This is a genomic window from Oceanicaulis sp. UBA2681, from assembly GCF_002354675.1.
Classification (GTDB): domain Bacteria; phylum Pseudomonadota; class Alphaproteobacteria; order Caulobacterales; family Maricaulaceae; genus Oceanicaulis; species Oceanicaulis alexandrii.
This window is the reverse complement of sequence record NZ_DEMB01000011.1, coordinates 163,372-180,388: the sequence shown is the minus strand read 5'-3', so window position 1 is coordinate 180,388 and position 17,017 is coordinate 163,372. Positions and strand designations below refer to the sequence as shown.

General features: G+C 62.7%; 14 protein-coding genes. 9 read left to right on the top strand and 5 right to left on the bottom strand.

The window, feature by feature from the left end; genetic code table 11:
- Positions 1-24: 24 nt before the first annotated feature.
- On the bottom strand, positions 25-483 hold the full coding sequence (locus tag B3M53_RS09035; RefSeq protein WP_028284683.1) for an Lrp/AsnC family transcriptional regulator: 459 nt from the start codon (positions 481-483) through the stop codon (positions 25-27).
- Between the two features lie 109 nt (positions 484-592).
- Here B3M53_RS09035 and B3M53_RS09030 point away from each other — a divergent pair, with 109 nt between their 5' ends.
- Positions 593-2,257: an aminotransferase class V-fold PLP-dependent enzyme gene (locus B3M53_RS09030; protein WP_286800093.1), complete on the top strand. Its 1,665-nt coding sequence runs from the start codon at positions 593-595 to the stop codon at positions 2,255-2,257.
- On the opposite strand, the gene B3M53_RS09025 is transcribed toward B3M53_RS09030, so the two are convergent.
- Entirely contained in the window at positions 2,258-2,932 is a 675-nt protein-coding gene (locus tag B3M53_RS09025; RefSeq protein WP_273021071.1) for a Fe2+-dependent dioxygenase, read from the bottom strand. It lies immediately after the preceding gene.
- Between the two features lie 69 nt (positions 2,933-3,001).
- Here B3M53_RS09025 and B3M53_RS09020 point away from each other — a divergent pair, with 69 nt between their 5' ends.
- From B3M53_RS09020 to B3M53_RS09010, 3 genes are all read left to right on the top strand, one after another.
- Entirely contained in the window at positions 3,002-3,850 is an 849-nt protein-coding gene (locus B3M53_RS09020) for a hypothetical protein (RefSeq protein WP_273021072.1), read from the top strand.
- 138 nt (positions 3,851-3,988) lie between these two features.
- The gene (locus tag B3M53_RS09015) at positions 3,989-4,900 is read left to right on the top strand and encodes an alpha/beta fold hydrolase (RefSeq protein ID WP_414690716.1); all 912 of its coding nucleotides are present in this window, start codon (positions 3,989-3,991) and stop codon (positions 4,898-4,900) included.
- A gap of 26 nt (positions 4,901-4,926) precedes the next feature.
- The gene (locus tag B3M53_RS09010; RefSeq protein WP_273021076.1) at positions 4,927-6,837 is read left to right on the top strand and encodes an N-acyl-D-amino-acid deacylase family protein; all 1,911 of its coding nucleotides are present in this window, start codon (positions 4,927-4,929) and stop codon (positions 6,835-6,837) included.
- 255 nt (positions 6,838-7,092) lie between these two features.
- Here the strand turns inward: B3M53_RS09010 and nth are convergent, their stop codons facing one another.
- Both nth and B3M53_RS09000 read right to left on the bottom strand, forming a co-directional pair.
- On the bottom strand, positions 7,093-7,785 hold the full coding sequence (gene nth, locus B3M53_RS09005) for an endonuclease III (protein WP_273021078.1): 693 nt from the start codon (positions 7,783-7,785) through the stop codon (positions 7,093-7,095).
- 39 nt (positions 7,786-7,824) lie between these two features.
- Complete coding sequence (locus B3M53_RS09000) at positions 7,825-8,544, bottom strand: TerC family protein (RefSeq protein ID WP_273021080.1); 720 nt, start codon at positions 8,542-8,544, stop codon at positions 7,825-7,827.
- Positions 8,545-8,671: 127 nt separating this feature from the next.
- Between B3M53_RS09000 and B3M53_RS08995 the strand changes: the two genes are divergently transcribed.
- The 5 genes from B3M53_RS08995 (at position 8,672) to B3M53_RS08975 (ending at position 15,959) form a co-directional block, all read left to right on the top strand.
- The gene (locus tag B3M53_RS08995; RefSeq protein ID WP_160093120.1) at positions 8,672-9,109 is read left to right on the top strand and encodes an acyl-CoA thioesterase; all 438 of its coding nucleotides are present in this window, start codon (positions 8,672-8,674) and stop codon (positions 9,107-9,109) included.
- 91 nt (positions 9,110-9,200) lie between these two features.
- A complete protein-coding gene (locus B3M53_RS08990) occupies positions 9,201-10,490 on the top strand; it encodes a hypothetical protein (protein ID WP_273021082.1) in 1,290 nt (429 codons plus the stop codon).
- A 63-nt stretch (positions 10,491-10,553) separates the two neighbouring features.
- A complete protein-coding gene (locus B3M53_RS08985) occupies positions 10,554-13,028 on the top strand; it encodes an FtsK/SpoIIIE family DNA translocase (RefSeq protein ID WP_349678835.1) in 2,475 nt (824 codons plus the stop codon).
- Positions 13,029-13,129: 101 nt separating this feature from the next.
- Positions 13,130-14,263: a hypothetical protein gene (locus B3M53_RS08980; RefSeq protein ID WP_022701195.1), complete on the top strand. Its 1,134-nt coding sequence runs from the start codon at positions 13,130-13,132 to the stop codon at positions 14,261-14,263.
- Positions 14,264-14,786: 523 nt separating this feature from the next.
- Positions 14,787-15,959: a DUF418 domain-containing protein gene (locus B3M53_RS08975; protein WP_273021086.1), complete on the top strand. Its 1,173-nt coding sequence runs from the start codon at positions 14,787-14,789 to the stop codon at positions 15,957-15,959.
- A 107-nt stretch (positions 15,960-16,066) separates the two neighbouring features.
- On the opposite strand, the gene B3M53_RS08970 is transcribed toward B3M53_RS08975, so the two are convergent.
- Positions 16,067-17,017, bottom strand: a 951-nt coding sequence (locus tag B3M53_RS08970) for an argininosuccinate synthase (RefSeq protein ID WP_286800092.1), incomplete at its 5' end; no start/stop codon positions are given.

The window sequence follows — 17,017 nt, the reverse complement described above, 5'->3', positions numbered from 1 at the left end:
CGTCCTTGCCATTTCATATGCCCTTCAGAGTGGTAATTCCGTGGTGTTCTTCAACGCTTCCATGGCGAAGGAAGCCGAGACGTCTGACAAGGGCGCGATCGCGATCAGCCGTTTGTAGACCGCGTCATAGTCAGAGATTTCCGGCAGCATGATCTTCAGCAGATAATCCACATCCCCGCCCATCCGGTAAAACTCCACCACTTCAGGCATCCGTTTGACGCCTTTGGAGAAAGCGTCCAGCCAGTCGCCGTCATGACGGCTGGTGCGGATGAAGACGAACAGGGTGGTCTTTAGGCCCAGCGCGTCCGGATCCAGCAGGCTCACCTGCTTGCGGATCACGCCGGCGTCGCTCAGCCGTTTGATGCGGCGTGCTGTCGGCGTGGCGCTCAGACCGATGGCGTCCGCATAGTCTTGCACGGTGCGGTTTGCGTCATCCTGCATGAGGCGAAGAAGCTTCTTGTCATGGTCGTCAAGCGTCATAATGCCCACCATTTTGAGTGAATTTCCCTAGATTTTGGGCATTATAGTAGAGAAATGAGCGAATATCACTCGGCAAAAGAGTGTTTCATGGGGCTAGCAGAAAGGCCTCGCCATGACTCACGCTCCCACCCCGGACCCGATTAACGCTGCGCGTGACGCTCTGATCGGCGCTGACGCCGTCTTGCGCACGCCCTTTGGGCTCAAGCCTCTGGTCTATGCCGATTACGCCGCCTCAGGCCGTGGGGATCAACGCATTGAGGATCAGCTCCTGGCGCTGCAGCCGCTTTATGCGAACCCGCATAGTGATGACAGCGCGACCGGGCGTGAGGCGACGGCCTGGCTGCACCGCGCTGAAGCCCTTTTGAAGACCGCAATCAATGCGGGCGACGACGATGTGGTGATCGCTTGCGGGTCCGGCGCGACCGGCGCCATCGAGCGTCTTCAGCAGATACTGGGCGTGACCGAAGCGCCCGCCTCGAAAGCGTTACGCCAGGCGAATCTGATTGAAATCCTGGGTCAGGCTGAGGCTGACAGGATCCAGGCCGCGTTACTGGCGCGCGCACCGGTCGTGTTTGTGGGGCCGTATGAGCACCATTCCAACGAGCTGACCTGGCGCGAGGCGCAGGTCGAGATTGTCCGTATCGGGCTTGATGCGGAAGGCGGCGTGGATTTCGACCATCTGGCTCGGGCCTTGGCGGATCCCGCCTTCGCCAACCGTCGCAAGATCGGCGCTTTTTCAGCCGCCTCCAATGTCACCGGCATGCGCACGGATGTAGCGCGGCTGGCGCGGCTGCTGCACGCCTATAATGCGATCTTGTGCCTCGATTGCGCGGCCAGCGCGCCTTATCTGCCGATTGATATGAACCCGGCTGAGGGGACGGATGCGGCGCCGGATGCGGTTTACTTCTCGCCCCATAAACTGATTGGCGGGCCCGGCGCCTGCGGGGTGCTGGCGTTCAAGGCGGCGCTTTATCGCAGTGACTTGCCGCCAACCTTGCCGGGTGGCGGGACAGTCACTTATGTCACGCCGGACAGCCATGATTTCATCACGGACATCGCCGCGCGCGAGCGGGCCGGCACGCCAGGGGTGATGCAAATGATGCGCGCCGCGCTGTCTCTGACGGCGCTGGGCGCAGTGGGCTATGAGCGTATCGAGCATCGCGAACAGGACGCCCTCAAACGCGCGTTTGACGCCTGGACCGCACACCCGGCGATCGACATTTTGGGGTCGCACGATCCAGACCGGCGCATCGGCATTGTCTCGTTCAATATCCGATCCGGGGACGGCGAGATGCTGCATCCGAGATTTGTGGCCACCCTGCTCAATGACCTGTTTGGCGTTCAGGCGCGGGCCGGCTGTTCCTGCGCCGGGCCGTATGCGCACCATTTGCTCGATCTGGATGAACAGACCACGGGCGAACATCGCACCGCTGTCCTGTCAGGCTATGCCGGGCTGCGTCCGGGCTGGTGCCGGCTCAGCCTGCACTGGGTGATGGATGAGGCCGAGATCGACTATCTGATTGCGGCGGTGCTGTTCATTGCCGAGCAGGGCGCGAAGTTCCTGCCGCTCTATAACTTCAACGCTGCGACCGGAGCCTGGCGCAACCGGCGGCATGCTGAAGCAATCGGCATTGCTGCGCCGACTGGCGGCAAGGCGATGATGCAGGCCGCTTTTGAAGAGGCGCAAGCCCTGGCGCAGACATTGGAGTCTGAGCTGTGTTGCGGGCGCCTGCCTGAGTGCGTTGAAGCCTTGCGGCGCTTCCGCGTACCGGCCTGATCAGCGCGAGAGTCGCCGGGTGAGATTGGCGTATATCTTGGTGACCATCAGCATTTCAGCAGAATGAGGCGTATACTGACGGCTCAGGCTGGCGTGAAGGTTTTCAAGATCATACAAGAGCTCGCGGTCGCCAGCGTCGGGAATGTCGCTTTCGATCCATCCCACACAGACCCGGCGTGCGCCTGATGTGACAGGCGTGACCGCATGCAAAGAGGTCGACGGGTAAAGGAAGACATCTCCGGCCTGACCCTTCACCGATTGGGTGGCGCCGGCCTGGTCGATGACCAGCTCGCCGCCTTCATAATGCTCGGGGTCCGACAGAAAGAGGGTGAAGGACACATCGGTTCGGATCCTGTCCTCGCCGCGCCCCATGAAGGGGTTGTCGACATGGGCGCCATATTCGCCGCCATCGGACGTCTCGCTGACAATCAGTTTTGAGAACCGCTTCGGGCGCGTGGCCGCATTGAAGACCGTGTGGGTCGCCAGCGCGTTTTCCAGCAGGCCCCTCAATTTTGCGCCTGCCTTGGAGCTCAGATCCGCCTGGCGATTGCGTTTGACCTGACGGGCTGTCGGGCCTGCGGTTTTTGCGCCATCGTCCCAGCGGACCTGATCCATCAGAGCGCGGGCTTCGGCCAGCGTCTCTGCGCTCAAGATGCTACCGATTGTCAGATGCATGTTGACTTCCTGCGAACGATTTGCAGTTTCTACTTTATCCTTCCAATTTCGGGGTGAACAGGGGTTCCCATGAAACAGCAGTTCAAACGCGTCACCGCCATGGGCCTGGGCCTTGTGCTGAGCGGCGGCCTCGTCGCCGGATGCGAGCCTGCTTCCGATGGCGGCGCCCAGGCTCCAGCCACTCAGTCTGCGCCTGACGCTCACGCCGCTGCGACGCCGGAACAGGGCGCTGCTGCGCCGTCGCCGGGACTGACCGGCGAAGGTGAAGGCGGGGTTGTTGTGGAAGACGCAGCCACTGATCCGGTGGTTTATGGCGCGGCCCTGGCCGTCGCGGAAGCGCATGTGATCGCCGCCCGCGACGCCCACGCCGTGGGTGAGATCGACGCGGCGGGTGAAATGTTCGCGCACCCGGCCAGCGAAGTGCTGTTTGATATGGAAGACATCTTCCAGCAACTGGGCGTCGAACCGTTTGAAGGCCAGTTTCTGGATGCGTCGGCGGCGGTCTTCAATGACGCCAGCCATGACGAAATTGTCGCGCGCACGGACGCTATTATCGCGACCTTGCGCCAGGCGATGACCCAGGCGCCCGATGACGGCGCCTCTCAGGCCCGGATCGCGGCCGGCATCGCCGCAGACCAGATCGACCGCGCGGTGGACATGTATCGGATCGCCCAGGACAATCCGGCCTATGGCCCGTATCTGGACGGTTATGGTTTTTACCATGCCGGCAAGACAGCGTTTGAAGACCATGAGGCGATGATCGACGCTGAGCTGCCTGAAGGCGCAGCGCGCATTCGGGACGCCCTGTCCTTGCTGTCTCAGGCCTATCCCAGCGCCGCGCCGCAAGACAGCTATCCGATGAACCGGGCCGAGCTGAACACGGCGTCTACGCAGGCTTCCCTCGCCGTCATGCGCTAGAGGCATGCTGGATTAAGACGGTCAAACAGCCCCGCCGCACTCCTGTGCGGCGGGGTTTTTATTGAACCTGGCGCCTCCGCGCTCCATGCTCCTCCCAGACAAGCCGCCGGAAACAGAGCGGTTCGCACAAGGGGAGAGATCATGCAGGCACAGGCGAGTTTGCAAGCCTGGCGCGCCGCGGGCGCGTTTTTCAACTATCGCGGTCACGACATCTTTTATCGCACAGGCGGTGATTGGTCCGACGCCTCAAAACCGGTTCTTGTCCTGATCCACGGCTTTCCGACCGCCAGCTGGGACTGGGTGCTGCTCTGGGATGATCTGTGTAGGGATTACAGGGTCGCGGCTCTGGACATGATCGGTTTTGGCTATTCCGACAAGCCGGTCCGATACGCCTATTCGATCCTGGACCAGGCGGATTTGCATGACGCCTTTTTTGCGCATCTCGAGATCAAGGCGTGCCATCTCTTCGTCCATGATTACGGCGATACGGTCGCGCAGGAATTGCTGGCGCGGTATCTAGAACAAGGCGATGCGGCGGCGGTGACGCTGCAGTCGATCTGTTTTCTCAATGGCGGCCTGTTCCCCGAACAGCATCGCGCCACGCTGACCCAAAAACTGCTCCATTCGCCGCTTGGACCGTTTCTGGCGCGATTGATGACACGGGACAAATTCGCCAAAGGGCTCGGTGAAGTGTTCGGGCCAGACACCCAGCCCGCGAAAGAAGAGATGGACGCTTTCTGGGCCCTGGCTCAGGAAAAGGGCGGCATGCCGCGCATCGGACACAAGCTTCTGGGATATATCACCGAGCGCCGTGAGCATCGCGAGCGCTGGGTGGGGGCGCTCGTTCATTCGACCCTGCCGATGAAAGTGATCGACGGGGGTCTCGATCCTGTCTCGGGCGCTCACATGGTCGAGCGATACCGTGAGCTTGTTCCGAATGCGGATACTCTCGTTTTGCCCCATGTGGGGCACTATCCGCATTGGGAGGATCCCAAAGCCGTGCTTGACGGATTTATGAATTTCCAGTCCGCTATGGCCAAGGCTCGATAACAGGGCCCTTTTATGGGAGGAGCGCCATGACCCATCAATGGGACAGGGTGATTGCCGGTGGGCTGGTGTTTGATGGAACCGGAGCCGCTCCGGTCGTCGAGGACATCGCCATCAAGGACGGCCGCATAGCGGCGCGTGGGCCTGATCTGGATCGGACACAAGCCGAAACGGTTATCGAGGCGCATGGCGAATGGGTGATGCCGGGCTTGCTGGACATCCACACCCATCTTGACCTTGAAGTGGAGTTTGATCCGGCCCTGCGCGAAGTGGTGCGCCATGGCACCACCACCGTTTTGATGTCGAACTGTTCGCTGGGTCTCGCGTATGGCAATCAACGCCGCAATGGCGAAGACCCGCTGGTGGATTGCTTCGCCCGGGTCGAGAACATGCCCAAACCGGTCTTGCGCAAGGTCGCCGAGCGCGCCAGTTGGACCACGTCTGCAGGCTATTTCTCTCATCTTGATGACTTGCCGCTCGGCTGCAATGTCATCCCGCTCATCCCCCATTCCATGCTGCGCGCCCAGGTGATGGGGCTGAACGGCTCGGTCAGCCGCACCGCCGGCGAGGCGGATTTGCGCGAAATGGAAGACCTGCTCGAGCAGGCGGTGACGGAAGGCTATGTCGGATTCTCAACCGATTCCCTGCCCTTCCACTTCTTGTCTGAAGATCCCAATCGCCGGGTGAAAATCCCGTCGCAGTTTGGTCAGTATAAAGAACTCAAGCGCCTGACGGCGATCTTGCGGCGCAATGACCGGATCTGGCAGGCGACGCCGCCCAAGGATAAGCCTCTGGCGGTGTTTCGTAATTTCCTTCTGACCTCTGGGCGCTTGTATGGTCGGCCGCTGAAGGTGACGGCGGTGGCGGCGCTGGACGTGGCGGCGAACCGGTCGCTGAAAAAGCTGGCGATGATCCTGAGTCATTTGTTCAATTCGCCACTTCTGAAGGGCCATTTCCGGTTTCAGGCTTTGGCCGCGCCGTTCAAGGTGTTCTGGGACGGGCCCATCAACCCTCTGGCCGAAGAAGTGCCGGCGCTGCGCGAGCTGAACGAGCTGGATCTCGAAGATGTGGACGGGCGCAGGGCGCTGTTGAGAGACAAAGAGTTCCAGGCGCGTTTTTCGAAAATGTGGATGACCGGCAAGACCGGATTCGGGCCTGCCCGTCTCAAGCGCATGATGAAAATGGAGAGCCTGGCGTTCGACCGCGATTTCGATCAGATGATCTTTCATTCCGGCGGTCCGGAAATCTGGACAGGCGAGAGCTTCCAGCAGGTCTTTGATCGCTACCGCGCCTGGCGCGTCGACCCGGCCTTCGCCCGAACCCATGATGAGCAGAGCGTTTTTGAACGCTTGCCCGAAACCGCCGCGAAAGAGGCGGGCTTCGTTCTGGCGCTGTTTGAAGCGTTTGATCTGGGTTTGCGCTGGTGGACAGTCTCCGCCAATCGCGACCCCGAGACCATCCGGGAGCTGATCAACCATCCGCTGACCTTGCCCGGGTTTAACGATTCCGGCGCCCACATCACGAATATGGCCTTCTATGACGGTAATCTGCGAGCGTTGAAACTGGCCCAGGACGAGGGTCTGGAACGCGTGGCGAGCCAGATCCGGCGCCTGACGCGGGAGCCGGCGGACTTTCTGGGCGTCAAGGCGGGCCGGATCGATATCGGTGATTGCGCGGATGTGACCGTCGTCAACCCCGAGGCGCTGGCGCGCTATGATTCCGAAGCGGGCAGCAGGTTCATCTGGCGCGAGGATTACGGCCATGAGCAGATGGTCAATCGCTCCGATGGCGTTGTGAGCGCTGTGCTGGTGGCCGGTGAGCCTGTCTATGCGCAGGGTGATTTCACCCCTGCAGCAGGCCGAACGCCCCTGGGTCGCGCCCTGCGCCATGAAAGCTGGAGCGGCGGCCGCGCCAAGCCGGAGGCTCTGGCGGCGGAGTAGGGGACTTTTCTGGTTCTCCCTCGCCTCCGCTCGGTCGATCCTCGCTAAAGCTTCGGACGCGCGGTCGCGCTTGCGAACCTCCGGTTCGGGGGAGGCAACTTTTTTCATGCTGGCGTTAACGAGCCTGCAAGGCTCGCAAGGCCAAAGGCCGCCCGCAGCGAAGCGAGGATCGACCGAGCGGAGGCGAGGGAGGACAGAAACAATCCCGCGTCCGCAGCGAAGCGAGGATCGGAAGCCGACAGGCTTCCTACTCACTCAAGGCGCGGGCGTCTTGTCCTTGAACTTGCAGATGTCGGCGATGGGGCAGCGCCAGCATTCAGGCTTGCGCGCCTTGCACACATAGCGCCCGTGCAGGATCAGCCAGTGATGGGCGCCCTTGAGATATTGCGGCGGGGTGATGCGCTCCAGGCGCTCCTCCACCTCGTCGGGCGTCTTGCCCGGCGCCAGACGGGTGCGGTTGCTGACGCGGAAGATATGAGTATCCACCGCGATGGTGTGCTGGCCGAAGGCTTCGTTGAGCACGACATTCGCCGTCTTGCGCCCCACGCCGGGCAGGCGGATCAATTCGTCACGGGTTTGCGGCACTTCGCCGTCAAACTCTTCCAGGATCATTTTCGACAGGGCGATGACGTTCTTGGCCTTGTTGCGGAACAGGCCGATCGTCTTGATGTGCTCGCGCACGCCCTCCTCGCCCAGAGCCAACATTTTTTCAGGCGTGTCCGCGACCTTGAACAGCTTGTCGGTGGCTTTGTTGACGCCCACATCGGTGGCTTGCGCCGACAAGGCGACGGCGACCACCAGCGTGAACGGGTTTGAGTAATTGAGTTCGGTCTGCGGCTCGGGGCGATCATCGGCCAGACGTGCGAACAGCTCTTCGGCCTGTTCCCTGTTCAGTCCGGGCGGGCGGCGTTTGGCGGACTTTTTTCTGGGCTTTTGCGCTTGGGTCATGGGCTGGCGATAGCCTTCAACCCGCCCCGGCGCAAGTCTTCACCTTTGGGGTTTGCGATTGCGACGGGCGAGGATGTTGAGCACTTCCACCAGCAGGGAAAAGGCGATGGCGAAATAGATGTAGCCGCGCGGAATATGAAAGCCGAGCCCGTCCGCAACCAACGCCACACCCACCAGCAGCAGGAAGGACAGCGCCAGCATTTTCGTGGTCGGGTGGCGCGCGATGAAGGCGGCGACGCTGTCAGCGGCGAGGATCATCACTAAAATCGCCAGCATCACGGCGGCGATCATGATGGGCAGTCGGTCGGTCAGGCCCACCGCCGTGATCACGCTGTCGAGTGAAAAGACGATGTCGATCAGCGCGATCTGTACGATCACCATGGGCAAGAGACCGGACGCCCCGCCGCCATGGCTTTCGCTCTCGCCTTCCACATCATGGTGAATCTCAAGCGTGGATTTCGCGAGCAGGAACCCCCCGCCGCCCAGCATCAGGAGGTCGCGCCAGCTGAACCCGTGGTCAAAGAGCTCGAAGACGGGTTGAGACAGGCGCGCAATCCAGACCAACCCCGCCAGCATGGCGATGCGAAAGCCCAGGGCGAGCAAAAGGCCCAGCCGCCGCGCCATGGCGCGTTGATGTTCGGGCAGGCGCTCGGCCATGACCGCCACGAAAATGATGTTGTCCACGCCCAGCACGATTTCGAGAAAGGCGAGCGTGGCGAAGGAGGCCCAGACGGCGGGGTCGGTCAGAAATTCGATCATGCCGGCACTCTACGCCTCGAAGCCCGATGGGTTAAAGACCCTTCCAATTTTCAGGGCGTGCGGCTTTTCAAGACCGGTGGCTCACGGCATAACGCACTGCAGCACACTCAGATCCCGGAAGATCATCATGAAGCCTGACGCGTACCGCCTGAAACTCGAAACATATCCCTCGGTGGTTTCCGTCCCCAGTCGGTTTCAGGATCTCGATCCGCTGGGGCATATCAACAATGTGGCGATTGGCGCGTTTTATGAAGAAGCGCGCGGCGCGCTGAACCGCCAGGCGTTCTCACTCGATCTGCGCAAGGCCAACAAGATGCGCATGGTGATCGCGGATGTTCATATCGCGTATCTGGACGAGGCGTTTTATCCTGGCGAGCTGGTGGTGGGGTCCGGCATTCTACGCATTGGCGGGTCCAGCTACACGATCGGCCAGGGTCTGTTTCAGAAGGGGCAGTGCATCGGCGCGAGCGAATCTGTTCTGGTGAACACCGACGGGAAAAAGCCCGCTCCGATCCCCGAAGAGGGCCGCAAGGCGCTTGAAGCCTTGATGATCAAGCCCGCCTAGGACTGTATCGGGGTCTTTGGCGTGCGGTTTTGCACCCTCTTGCCGCTTTACCGCCTTGCTGGCGCCTTTCACGATTGGGCAAAGTGTTTTGATGAAAGCGCTACTCTCCTGTCTCGCCGCCTCCGCCCTGGTTCTGGGCGCTTCGGCCTCCGCCTTGGCTCAATCGCGATCCGCGCTCGATCTGTCAGCTCTGCTCCGTGAAGAGATGCGGGCTGCGGCCCAGATCGAGGATTTCGAAACCGCGCATCGCATGAATGCGGCGGCGCTGGAGCTGCAGCCCGGCCATCCGGGATTGCTCAACAATGCGGTGCTGCTGGGCGCCATGGCCGGGCGGACAGATCATCAGTTCGAGGCGCTTGAAACCATCGCTCGCGCAGGTCTCAGCTATGACCTCGAGGCGGCGGTTCGTAATCTGGCGCAGCTTGAAGCCGCTGATCCTGAGCGATTGAACGCCATACGCGAGGCGCTCGCTGAGAACGCTGCGCCTGTCGGTCAGGCGGTGCAGGTGGCGAACCCCGCCCTGCCCAACGCTCTGATCGAAGCGCTGGCGGTCGATAACGAGACCGAGCGCCTGTATCTGGGCGGCGTCGCGGAGCGACGCATCTTTCGCGTCGAACCGTTTGCGCCCGATGACTTTGAAGTGTTCGCGGGCGAGGATGAGCCCATTGGCTCGATCTTCGGGCTCGCAGCGGACCGGCGGCATGGTCGGCTCTATGCGGTTGAGGGCATGGTGGAGCAGACCCCGCTCGCCCCTGGCGAGCAGCCTGGCACAGCCTTGCTTGTGCTGGACCTTGAAACCGGGGAGCTGATTGAGCGCCATACGATCGAGGGCGCGGAGCGCATGGGCGATCTGACCGTGCGCGATGGGGTGGTGTTCGTCTCTGATGCCGACGCCGGGCGGATTTACCGCCTCAACGGTCCCCGCGCGGAGCTTGAGCTTTATGCCGAAGATGCGCGCTTTGCATCTCTGCAAGGCCTGGCGCAGGCGCGTGGCGCATTGTGGGTGGTCGATTACGCCTTGGGGTTATGGCGCATTGATCCGGTCAGCCGGGTCGCGCATTTGCAGCCGAGCCCGGACGGGACCAGCCTGATCGGGATGGACGGCCTTGTGGCCGACCGACTGGGGCGCTTGTTCGTGGTGCGCAATGGCGCGGCGCCTGCGGGTGTTTTTGAACTGGTGTTTGATACGGCAAACCAGCTTGTCGGGCTTGAGCCTGTGCTGACAGGGGATGGACGCCTGGACGAACCGACCACGGCGCGGATCGCGGATGATCGCCTGTTTGTGAATGCGGATGCGCCCTGGGACCAGTTTCCGGCCGATGGCGCGACGCCTGACGGGCCGCGGCGTTCGCCGGTGATCCTGGCGCTGCCCATCCCGTAAAAACTGTTGTCGGTTAACGGGGATTAACCCGTCGGGAAGACTCTTTGAGGCAGTCTGGAGGCCATGACCATGGCGGCCGATCCCTCTCTGGATTCCGACACCCCGGTGCGACGCAAGCCCGGGCTGATCGCGCGTGTCCGCACCGCGTTGATCGGCGCTGTCATGACCGCGCTGGGTGCGTTCGTGATCGTGTCCATGCTGAGCCATAACCCGCTGGACCCCAGCCTGAATGCGGCCACTGGACGTGCGGCGACGAACTGGATGGGCGAGCCGGGCGCCGTGACGTCTGATCTCATCCTGCAGATCTCGGGCTGGGCGGGCGCCGCCGCGGCGCTGGCCTTGACCGGCTGGGGGCTGATCTTGCTGGTGCGTGGCCCACGCGGGCGCTCCAAGACGGTGTCCGCCTTCCGGATCATCTCCGGCTTTCTGGGCGTGTGCGGATTCGCCATGGCGGTTTCGGCTTTGCCCATGCCCGCGAACTGGCCGTTCGCGACCGGGCTGGGCGGTCTGGTTGGCGACGGCTTTCTGGGCCTGATCCAGACTGTGACCCGCGAGATTAACGCGCCGGGCGGGCGGGTGATCGCGGGCGTGCTGGGATTGACGCTGGCGGTGTTTGGCGTGTTTTTCTGCTTTGGTCTGACCGTACGGGACCTGACCGCGGCGCGGGACGCCGCCGAGCTGGTCTGGGCGACGGTCCGGGTGTGGATCGATCAGGTTCTGGGCGCCATTCCGCGCGCCTGGGGCCGCGGCGAGATTGCGGTGCAGACCCCCGCTACGCCTGATGGCCGTGCGGAAACCGCGCCGGCCTTTCTCAAGCGTGATCGCCGATCCGGCGCAGTGTCGGCGCGCACTCCGCCGCGCATCAGCCGCGAACCCGTTGATGACGATGATGACGACTATGACGACGCGGCCATGCCCGCCACAGGCGCGCCGGCGCGTCCCAGCCCTGTGAAGGTGGCGCGCAAGAAAAGCGTGCGCGAATCTGATCGTGAGGCCCGCGAAGCCCAGGGCGCCTTGCCGTTCAGCGGCGATTCCTCCGGGTTTGAGCTGCCGCGCCTGGACCTGTTGGCGCCGGCGCCGCCGCGTGCGGATACCGTGGATGCCGACGCTTTGGCTCAGAACGCGGAGCTTCTGACGGGCGTGCTGGCGGATTTCGGCGTGAAGGGCGAAGTGGTGCAGGTGCGCCCAGGTCCTGTGGTGACGCTGTATGAACTGGAGCCCGCGCCCGGCGTGAAAACCAGCCGCGTGATCAATCTGGCCGATGATATCGCCCGCTCCATGGCGGCGGTCGCCTGCCGGGTCTCGGTCGTGCCAGGGCGCAACGCCATCGGGATTGAATTGCCCAACCAGCATCGCGAGACGGTGTTCCTGCGCGCGCTGCTGGCCTCCAAGCATTTCGAGGCCGCCAAGGCGGAGCTGCCCATGGCGCTGGGGGAGACCATTGGCGGCGAACCGTTCACCGCCGATCTCGCAAAAATGCCCCACCTTCTGATCGCGGGCACCACCGGTTCGGGTAAATCGGTGGGTGTGAATGCGATGATCCTGTCGCTTCTGTACCGGCTGCCGCCTGAAGAGTGCCGGATGATCATGATCGATCCGAAAATGCTGGAATTGTCGGTCTATGACGGCATTCCGCATCTTCTGAGCCCGGTGGTGATCGATCCGAAAAAGGCGGTGGCGGCGCTCAAATGGACCGTGCGCGAAATGGAGTCGCGCTATCTGAAAATGTCCAAGGTCGGCGTGCGCAACATGAAGGGCTTCAACGAGAAGGCCCGTCAGGCGCGTGAAGACAATGACGTGCTCAGCCGCACCGTTCAGACCGGTTTTGACAAGGAAAGCGGCGAGCCGGTCTATGAGACCGAGATCATCGAGCCTGATCCCATGCCCTATATCGTCGTGGTGATCGACGAGATGGCGGACCTGATGATGGTCGCCGGCAAGGATATCGAGGGCGCGATCCAGCGCCTGGCGCAAATGGCGCGCGCGGCGGGAATCCACCTGATCATGGCGACCCAGCGGCCGTCCGTGGACGTGATCACCGGCACGATCAAGGCGAACTTCCCCACACGGATCAGCTATCAGGTCACCTCCAAGATCGACTCGCGCACCATTCTGGGCGAGCAGGGCGCCGAGCAGCTTCTGGGCATGGGCGACCTTCTGTACATGGCGGGCGGGGGCCGCATTCGGCGCCTGCACGGACCCTTCGTGTCGGATCGCGAAGTCGAGGATGTGGCCAACTACCTCAAATCCCAGGGCACGCCGGAATATCTCGACGCGGTCACCGAGGACCTTGACGAAGAGGGCGGCGAGGGCGCGCTGGATCTTGTGGGCGGCGGCTCCGGCGATGACCTGTTTGACCAGGCCGTCGCCGTGGTCGCGCGTGATCGCAAGGCGTCCACCAGCTATATCCAGCGCCGTCTGCAGATCGGCTATAATCGCGCCGCGACCTTGATCGAGCGCATGGAGGATGAGGGCATGATCGGTCCCGCCGACCATGCCGGCAAGCGCGAGATCTTCCTGCCTGAACACGGCGATTGACGCGTTTATCGCACCATTAACCCTGCCGCCCGGATTTGCTGGCGTGAGGGTCAGTTTTCCGCCCATGCTCAAGCGTTGAGTGGGGTAGGAGACCGGCTCTTATGTTCAGCCGCCGTCCATATGATCTGAAAAACCTGGTGCGGGGCGGTTCGACGCCGCGCGTGCTGGATTTGTGCGGCCTGCACAAGCGTTTCCCCGATCTGGCCCAGACCCCCAATCCTCTGTTTCGCCATCGCGGCCTGAACCGCTGCTTTCTGATCAAGCACAATCTGCGCCGCAATGAGCGCTCTCTGGTGCGGTCGGGTCGCAATATCGTGACCAAGCTGGTCATGCCCATTGATCCCAAGGATCCGGGCGCCGGCGCGTTCTGGACCTTTATCGAAGCGCCCAATCTGGAAGCCTGGCTGGAAGAGGCGCTGGGGCGTGACCGCAACCTCTATGAAGAAGAATTCACCGAGGATGTGCGCACGCTGTCGCGGCTGAAATCAGCGCCGGCCTTTGATCCATTCTTGCTGGAAGCCCTGTTCCCGGAGCGCGATCTCGACCCGCGCTATTTCACCATGGCCAAGGCCGACGAGGCCGAGTTCAAGATGTTCGCGGCCCGGCACATGGCCGACATCTCCGCAAAAGCCCTGGGCGAGACCACCACGCGCAAACGTCCCGAACGCCTCGCCGCGGTGCTGTTTAACGCCAAGAGCCACGCCCAACGCGAGGATTTGCGCAACGCCCTGCGCATGGACCCTGAAGACTTCACCGTCGGCGTCTTCGGCTGGAAGGGGCTTCTGTATTATCTGTGGCGCATGAACATCATCACCGAAGAGCTGGCGAGCTTCCTGCGCGATCTGGCGCGGCTGGAAAAGGAAGACGGCTCCGCGCCTTTCCGCCCGCTGGCGGCGCCGATCAGCCGTATCCGCCGCTCTGTCCGGCTGCGTTGGGAAGACCTCAAGGCGGGGCGGGAAAACTATTACCGCGTGGTCTCGGCCTTCCTCGATGACGGCGACCCCATCGCCATGCGCATGCTGCTGCTCAAAGCGCCGAACCTGTTCAGCCGGATCGGGGATGATGTGGCGGCGCTGACCCACCTCACGACCTATTGGAATTACTGGCGCCGTCAGCGCGGCGAGGGCGTGATCCGCCACGAAATGGCGACCACGCTGCTGCCCGACCTCGCCGGCGACATAGCCCGCGATCTCGACGACGACATGCCGCTCTATCATTCGCGCGGCGTGGCGTAGGGCTTCTTCGTAACGCCGACCCTCTTTGAATAATTAAAACGCGGGTGCGCGTCCCTCTCCCATCCTTGAGGGGAGAGGAGAAGACCCAAGCTTCTCTTTCCCGGCGCAGGCCGGGACCCAGAGCCCGAAACGTGGCGCCCTGTGATCACTGGATCCCGGCCTGCGCCGGGAAAGAGGGTGATAAGATACGCCCCTCACTTATCCGCCCCCTGTTCATCCTGCCCTATGCTGACGCTCTCCTCGCTTGTGAGAGGGCGGATCGCGACCGTCGGTTGGGGCGAGGAGAGGCGGCGCAAGCTGTCGGCGACGCCTTGCGTGTGACAGGGCGAAGCCAGGCGATGGGAAGGCCGGATCGGCGCTTTTCACAAGTTCACCCCAGACTATCCAGCCGGACCGGTCTTCCCGCGTTCGCCCCTCGGCCCAATGGGCGCGAGGCGTTTGGGCGTGCGTGAAGGTTTCAAGCGCTGGCGCCCGCCTTGCAGAACCCTTCGAAAAACGTGAATGCGTTTATGGAGGTGTGCCAATGCGAGATCGAATTCGGGTTCTGGACGCGCTGCGCGGCTTTGCCGTGCTGGGTTTGCTGATCGCGCATTTCCCCTCCACCGGCGGGACGAATTTCGCGTTCTCCGACCCGCGTCTTCTGGGCTGGACGCCTTGGGAGATGGGGCTGTGGGGGACGCAAGCCGTCTTCATCGACGCGGTGATGCGTGGCGTGTTCGCCAGCCTGTTCGGCGCCTCCATGGCGATCATCCTGTCCGGCTCCGGCGACATGCTGACCCGCCGGGCGGGCTTTCTGGTGCGTTGTATCGGCCTTCTGGTGCTGGGCGTCGTGCATATGAGCCTTCTAGCCTGGTCGTCAGACATTCTGGCGATCTATGCGGTCGCAGGCATGGGCGTGCTGGTGCTGTCCTGGCTGCCGCCGCGCTTCCTGTTTGCCTTCGCGGCCTTGGGCTGGGCGGTCGTCGTGGCCTATGCCGGTTATCGCGACATCGCCACTGAAACCCCGACCTATGCCGAGATGATGGCGGTTCAGGCCGCCCATGCCGAGGGCTATTGGCCCCATGTCCAAGCCTCAGTTGAGACCTGGATCATGATGATGACCAACGCCTCGGTTCTGGGACGGATCGCTGAAGCGGGCGGCTATATGCTGCTGGGTCTGGGGCTGATGCGCTCGGGCGCGCTCAATCTCTCTTCGCAAACGCTGGTGCGCGTCGTCTCGATTGCGGGCGCTGCAGGCGTGGCGCTGGCTGCGGGCACGGCGATCCATGCGGCGCTGTCCGGCTTTGTCTTTGACGCCAGCCTGCATCCGGTGATGCGCTTTTCAAAACCCTTCATCGTCATCGCCATGCTGGCCGGTTTCGTGCTGGCCATGCGGTCTGAGCTCTTTGCTCATGTCAGCAAAGTGATCTTCGAGCCGGTCGGCAAGATGGCGCTGACCGCCTATATGGGCAGCTCGCTGATGATGCTGTGGCTGTTCACCGGGTTTGGGCTGGAGCTTTATGGCCGCTTTGACCGCGTCGCCCTGTGGGGGCTGATGATCCCGGCGGGCGGCTTCATCATTGTGGCGTGCAATCTGTGGCTCTCCCGGTTCAAACAAGGACCGATGGAGAAGGCGCTGCGCATGTTTGTGGATCATGGCACGGCGCTGATCGCGCCGGTGCTGCGGCCCCGCGCCAAGACCCTGCCGGCGGAGTAGATGCCTGGCGGAGCGTTGAGGGGCGCTCCACCGCATCGTTTGAACCTGCTGGCGCGTGCGTCCCCGGATTCTGGGAACCGGGGACGCATCGATTCCAGGCCTCAGCCTTAGTCGTTTTCGCCCAGGCGGTGCTTGCGCTGGGCCAGAAGCTTCAGGCGCAGGGCGTTCAGGCGAATAAAGCCTTCCGCGTCCTTCTGGTCGTACACATCGTCTTCCTCGAAGGTGACGTGTTCAAGCGAGTAGAGCGAGCTGGGCGACGACCGGCCGACCACAAGCACATTGCCCTTGTAGAGCTTCAGGCGGACCTCTCCGGACACATGGCGCTGGGAGTGGTCGATCGCGGCCTGGAGCATTTCGCGCTCCGGGCTGAACCAGAAGCCGTTATAGACGAGCTTGGCGTATTTCGGCATCAGCTCGTCCTTGAGGTGCATGGCGCCGCCATCCAGGGTCAGCTGTTCGATGCCGCGATGGGCGGTCATCAGGATCGTCCCGCCGGGCGTTTCGTAAATGCCGCGCGATTTCATGCCGACAAACCGGTTCTCCACCAGATCCAGACGGCCAATGCCGTGCTTGGCGCCCAGATCATTGAGTTGGGTCAGGATGGTCGCCGGGCTCATCGCCTGGCCGTTGATGCTGACCGCATCGCCGCGCTCAAAGCCGATGGTGACATATTCAGGCTGATCGGGCGCATCCTCAGGATGACAGGTGCGCAAGCAGACCTCGTTGAAGGCTTCCTCGGCGGGGTCTTCGAGCATCTTGCCTTCAGATGAGGTGTGCCAGAGGTTTGCGTCGACGGAAAAAGGCGCTTCGCCGCGCTTGTCAGATGGCACCTCGATGCCGTTCTGTTCGGCGTAGGCGATCAGCTTGGTGCGCGAGTTGAGATCCCATTCGCGCCAGGGCGCGATCACTTTCAGGCTGGGGTCCAGCGCCGCCACGCCCAGCTCGAACCGGACCTGGTCATTGCCCTTGCCGGTGGCGCCGTGGGCGACAGCGTCAGCGCCGGTTTCGTGAGCGATCTCGACCAGGCGCTTGGAGATCAGCGGCCGGGCGATCGAGGT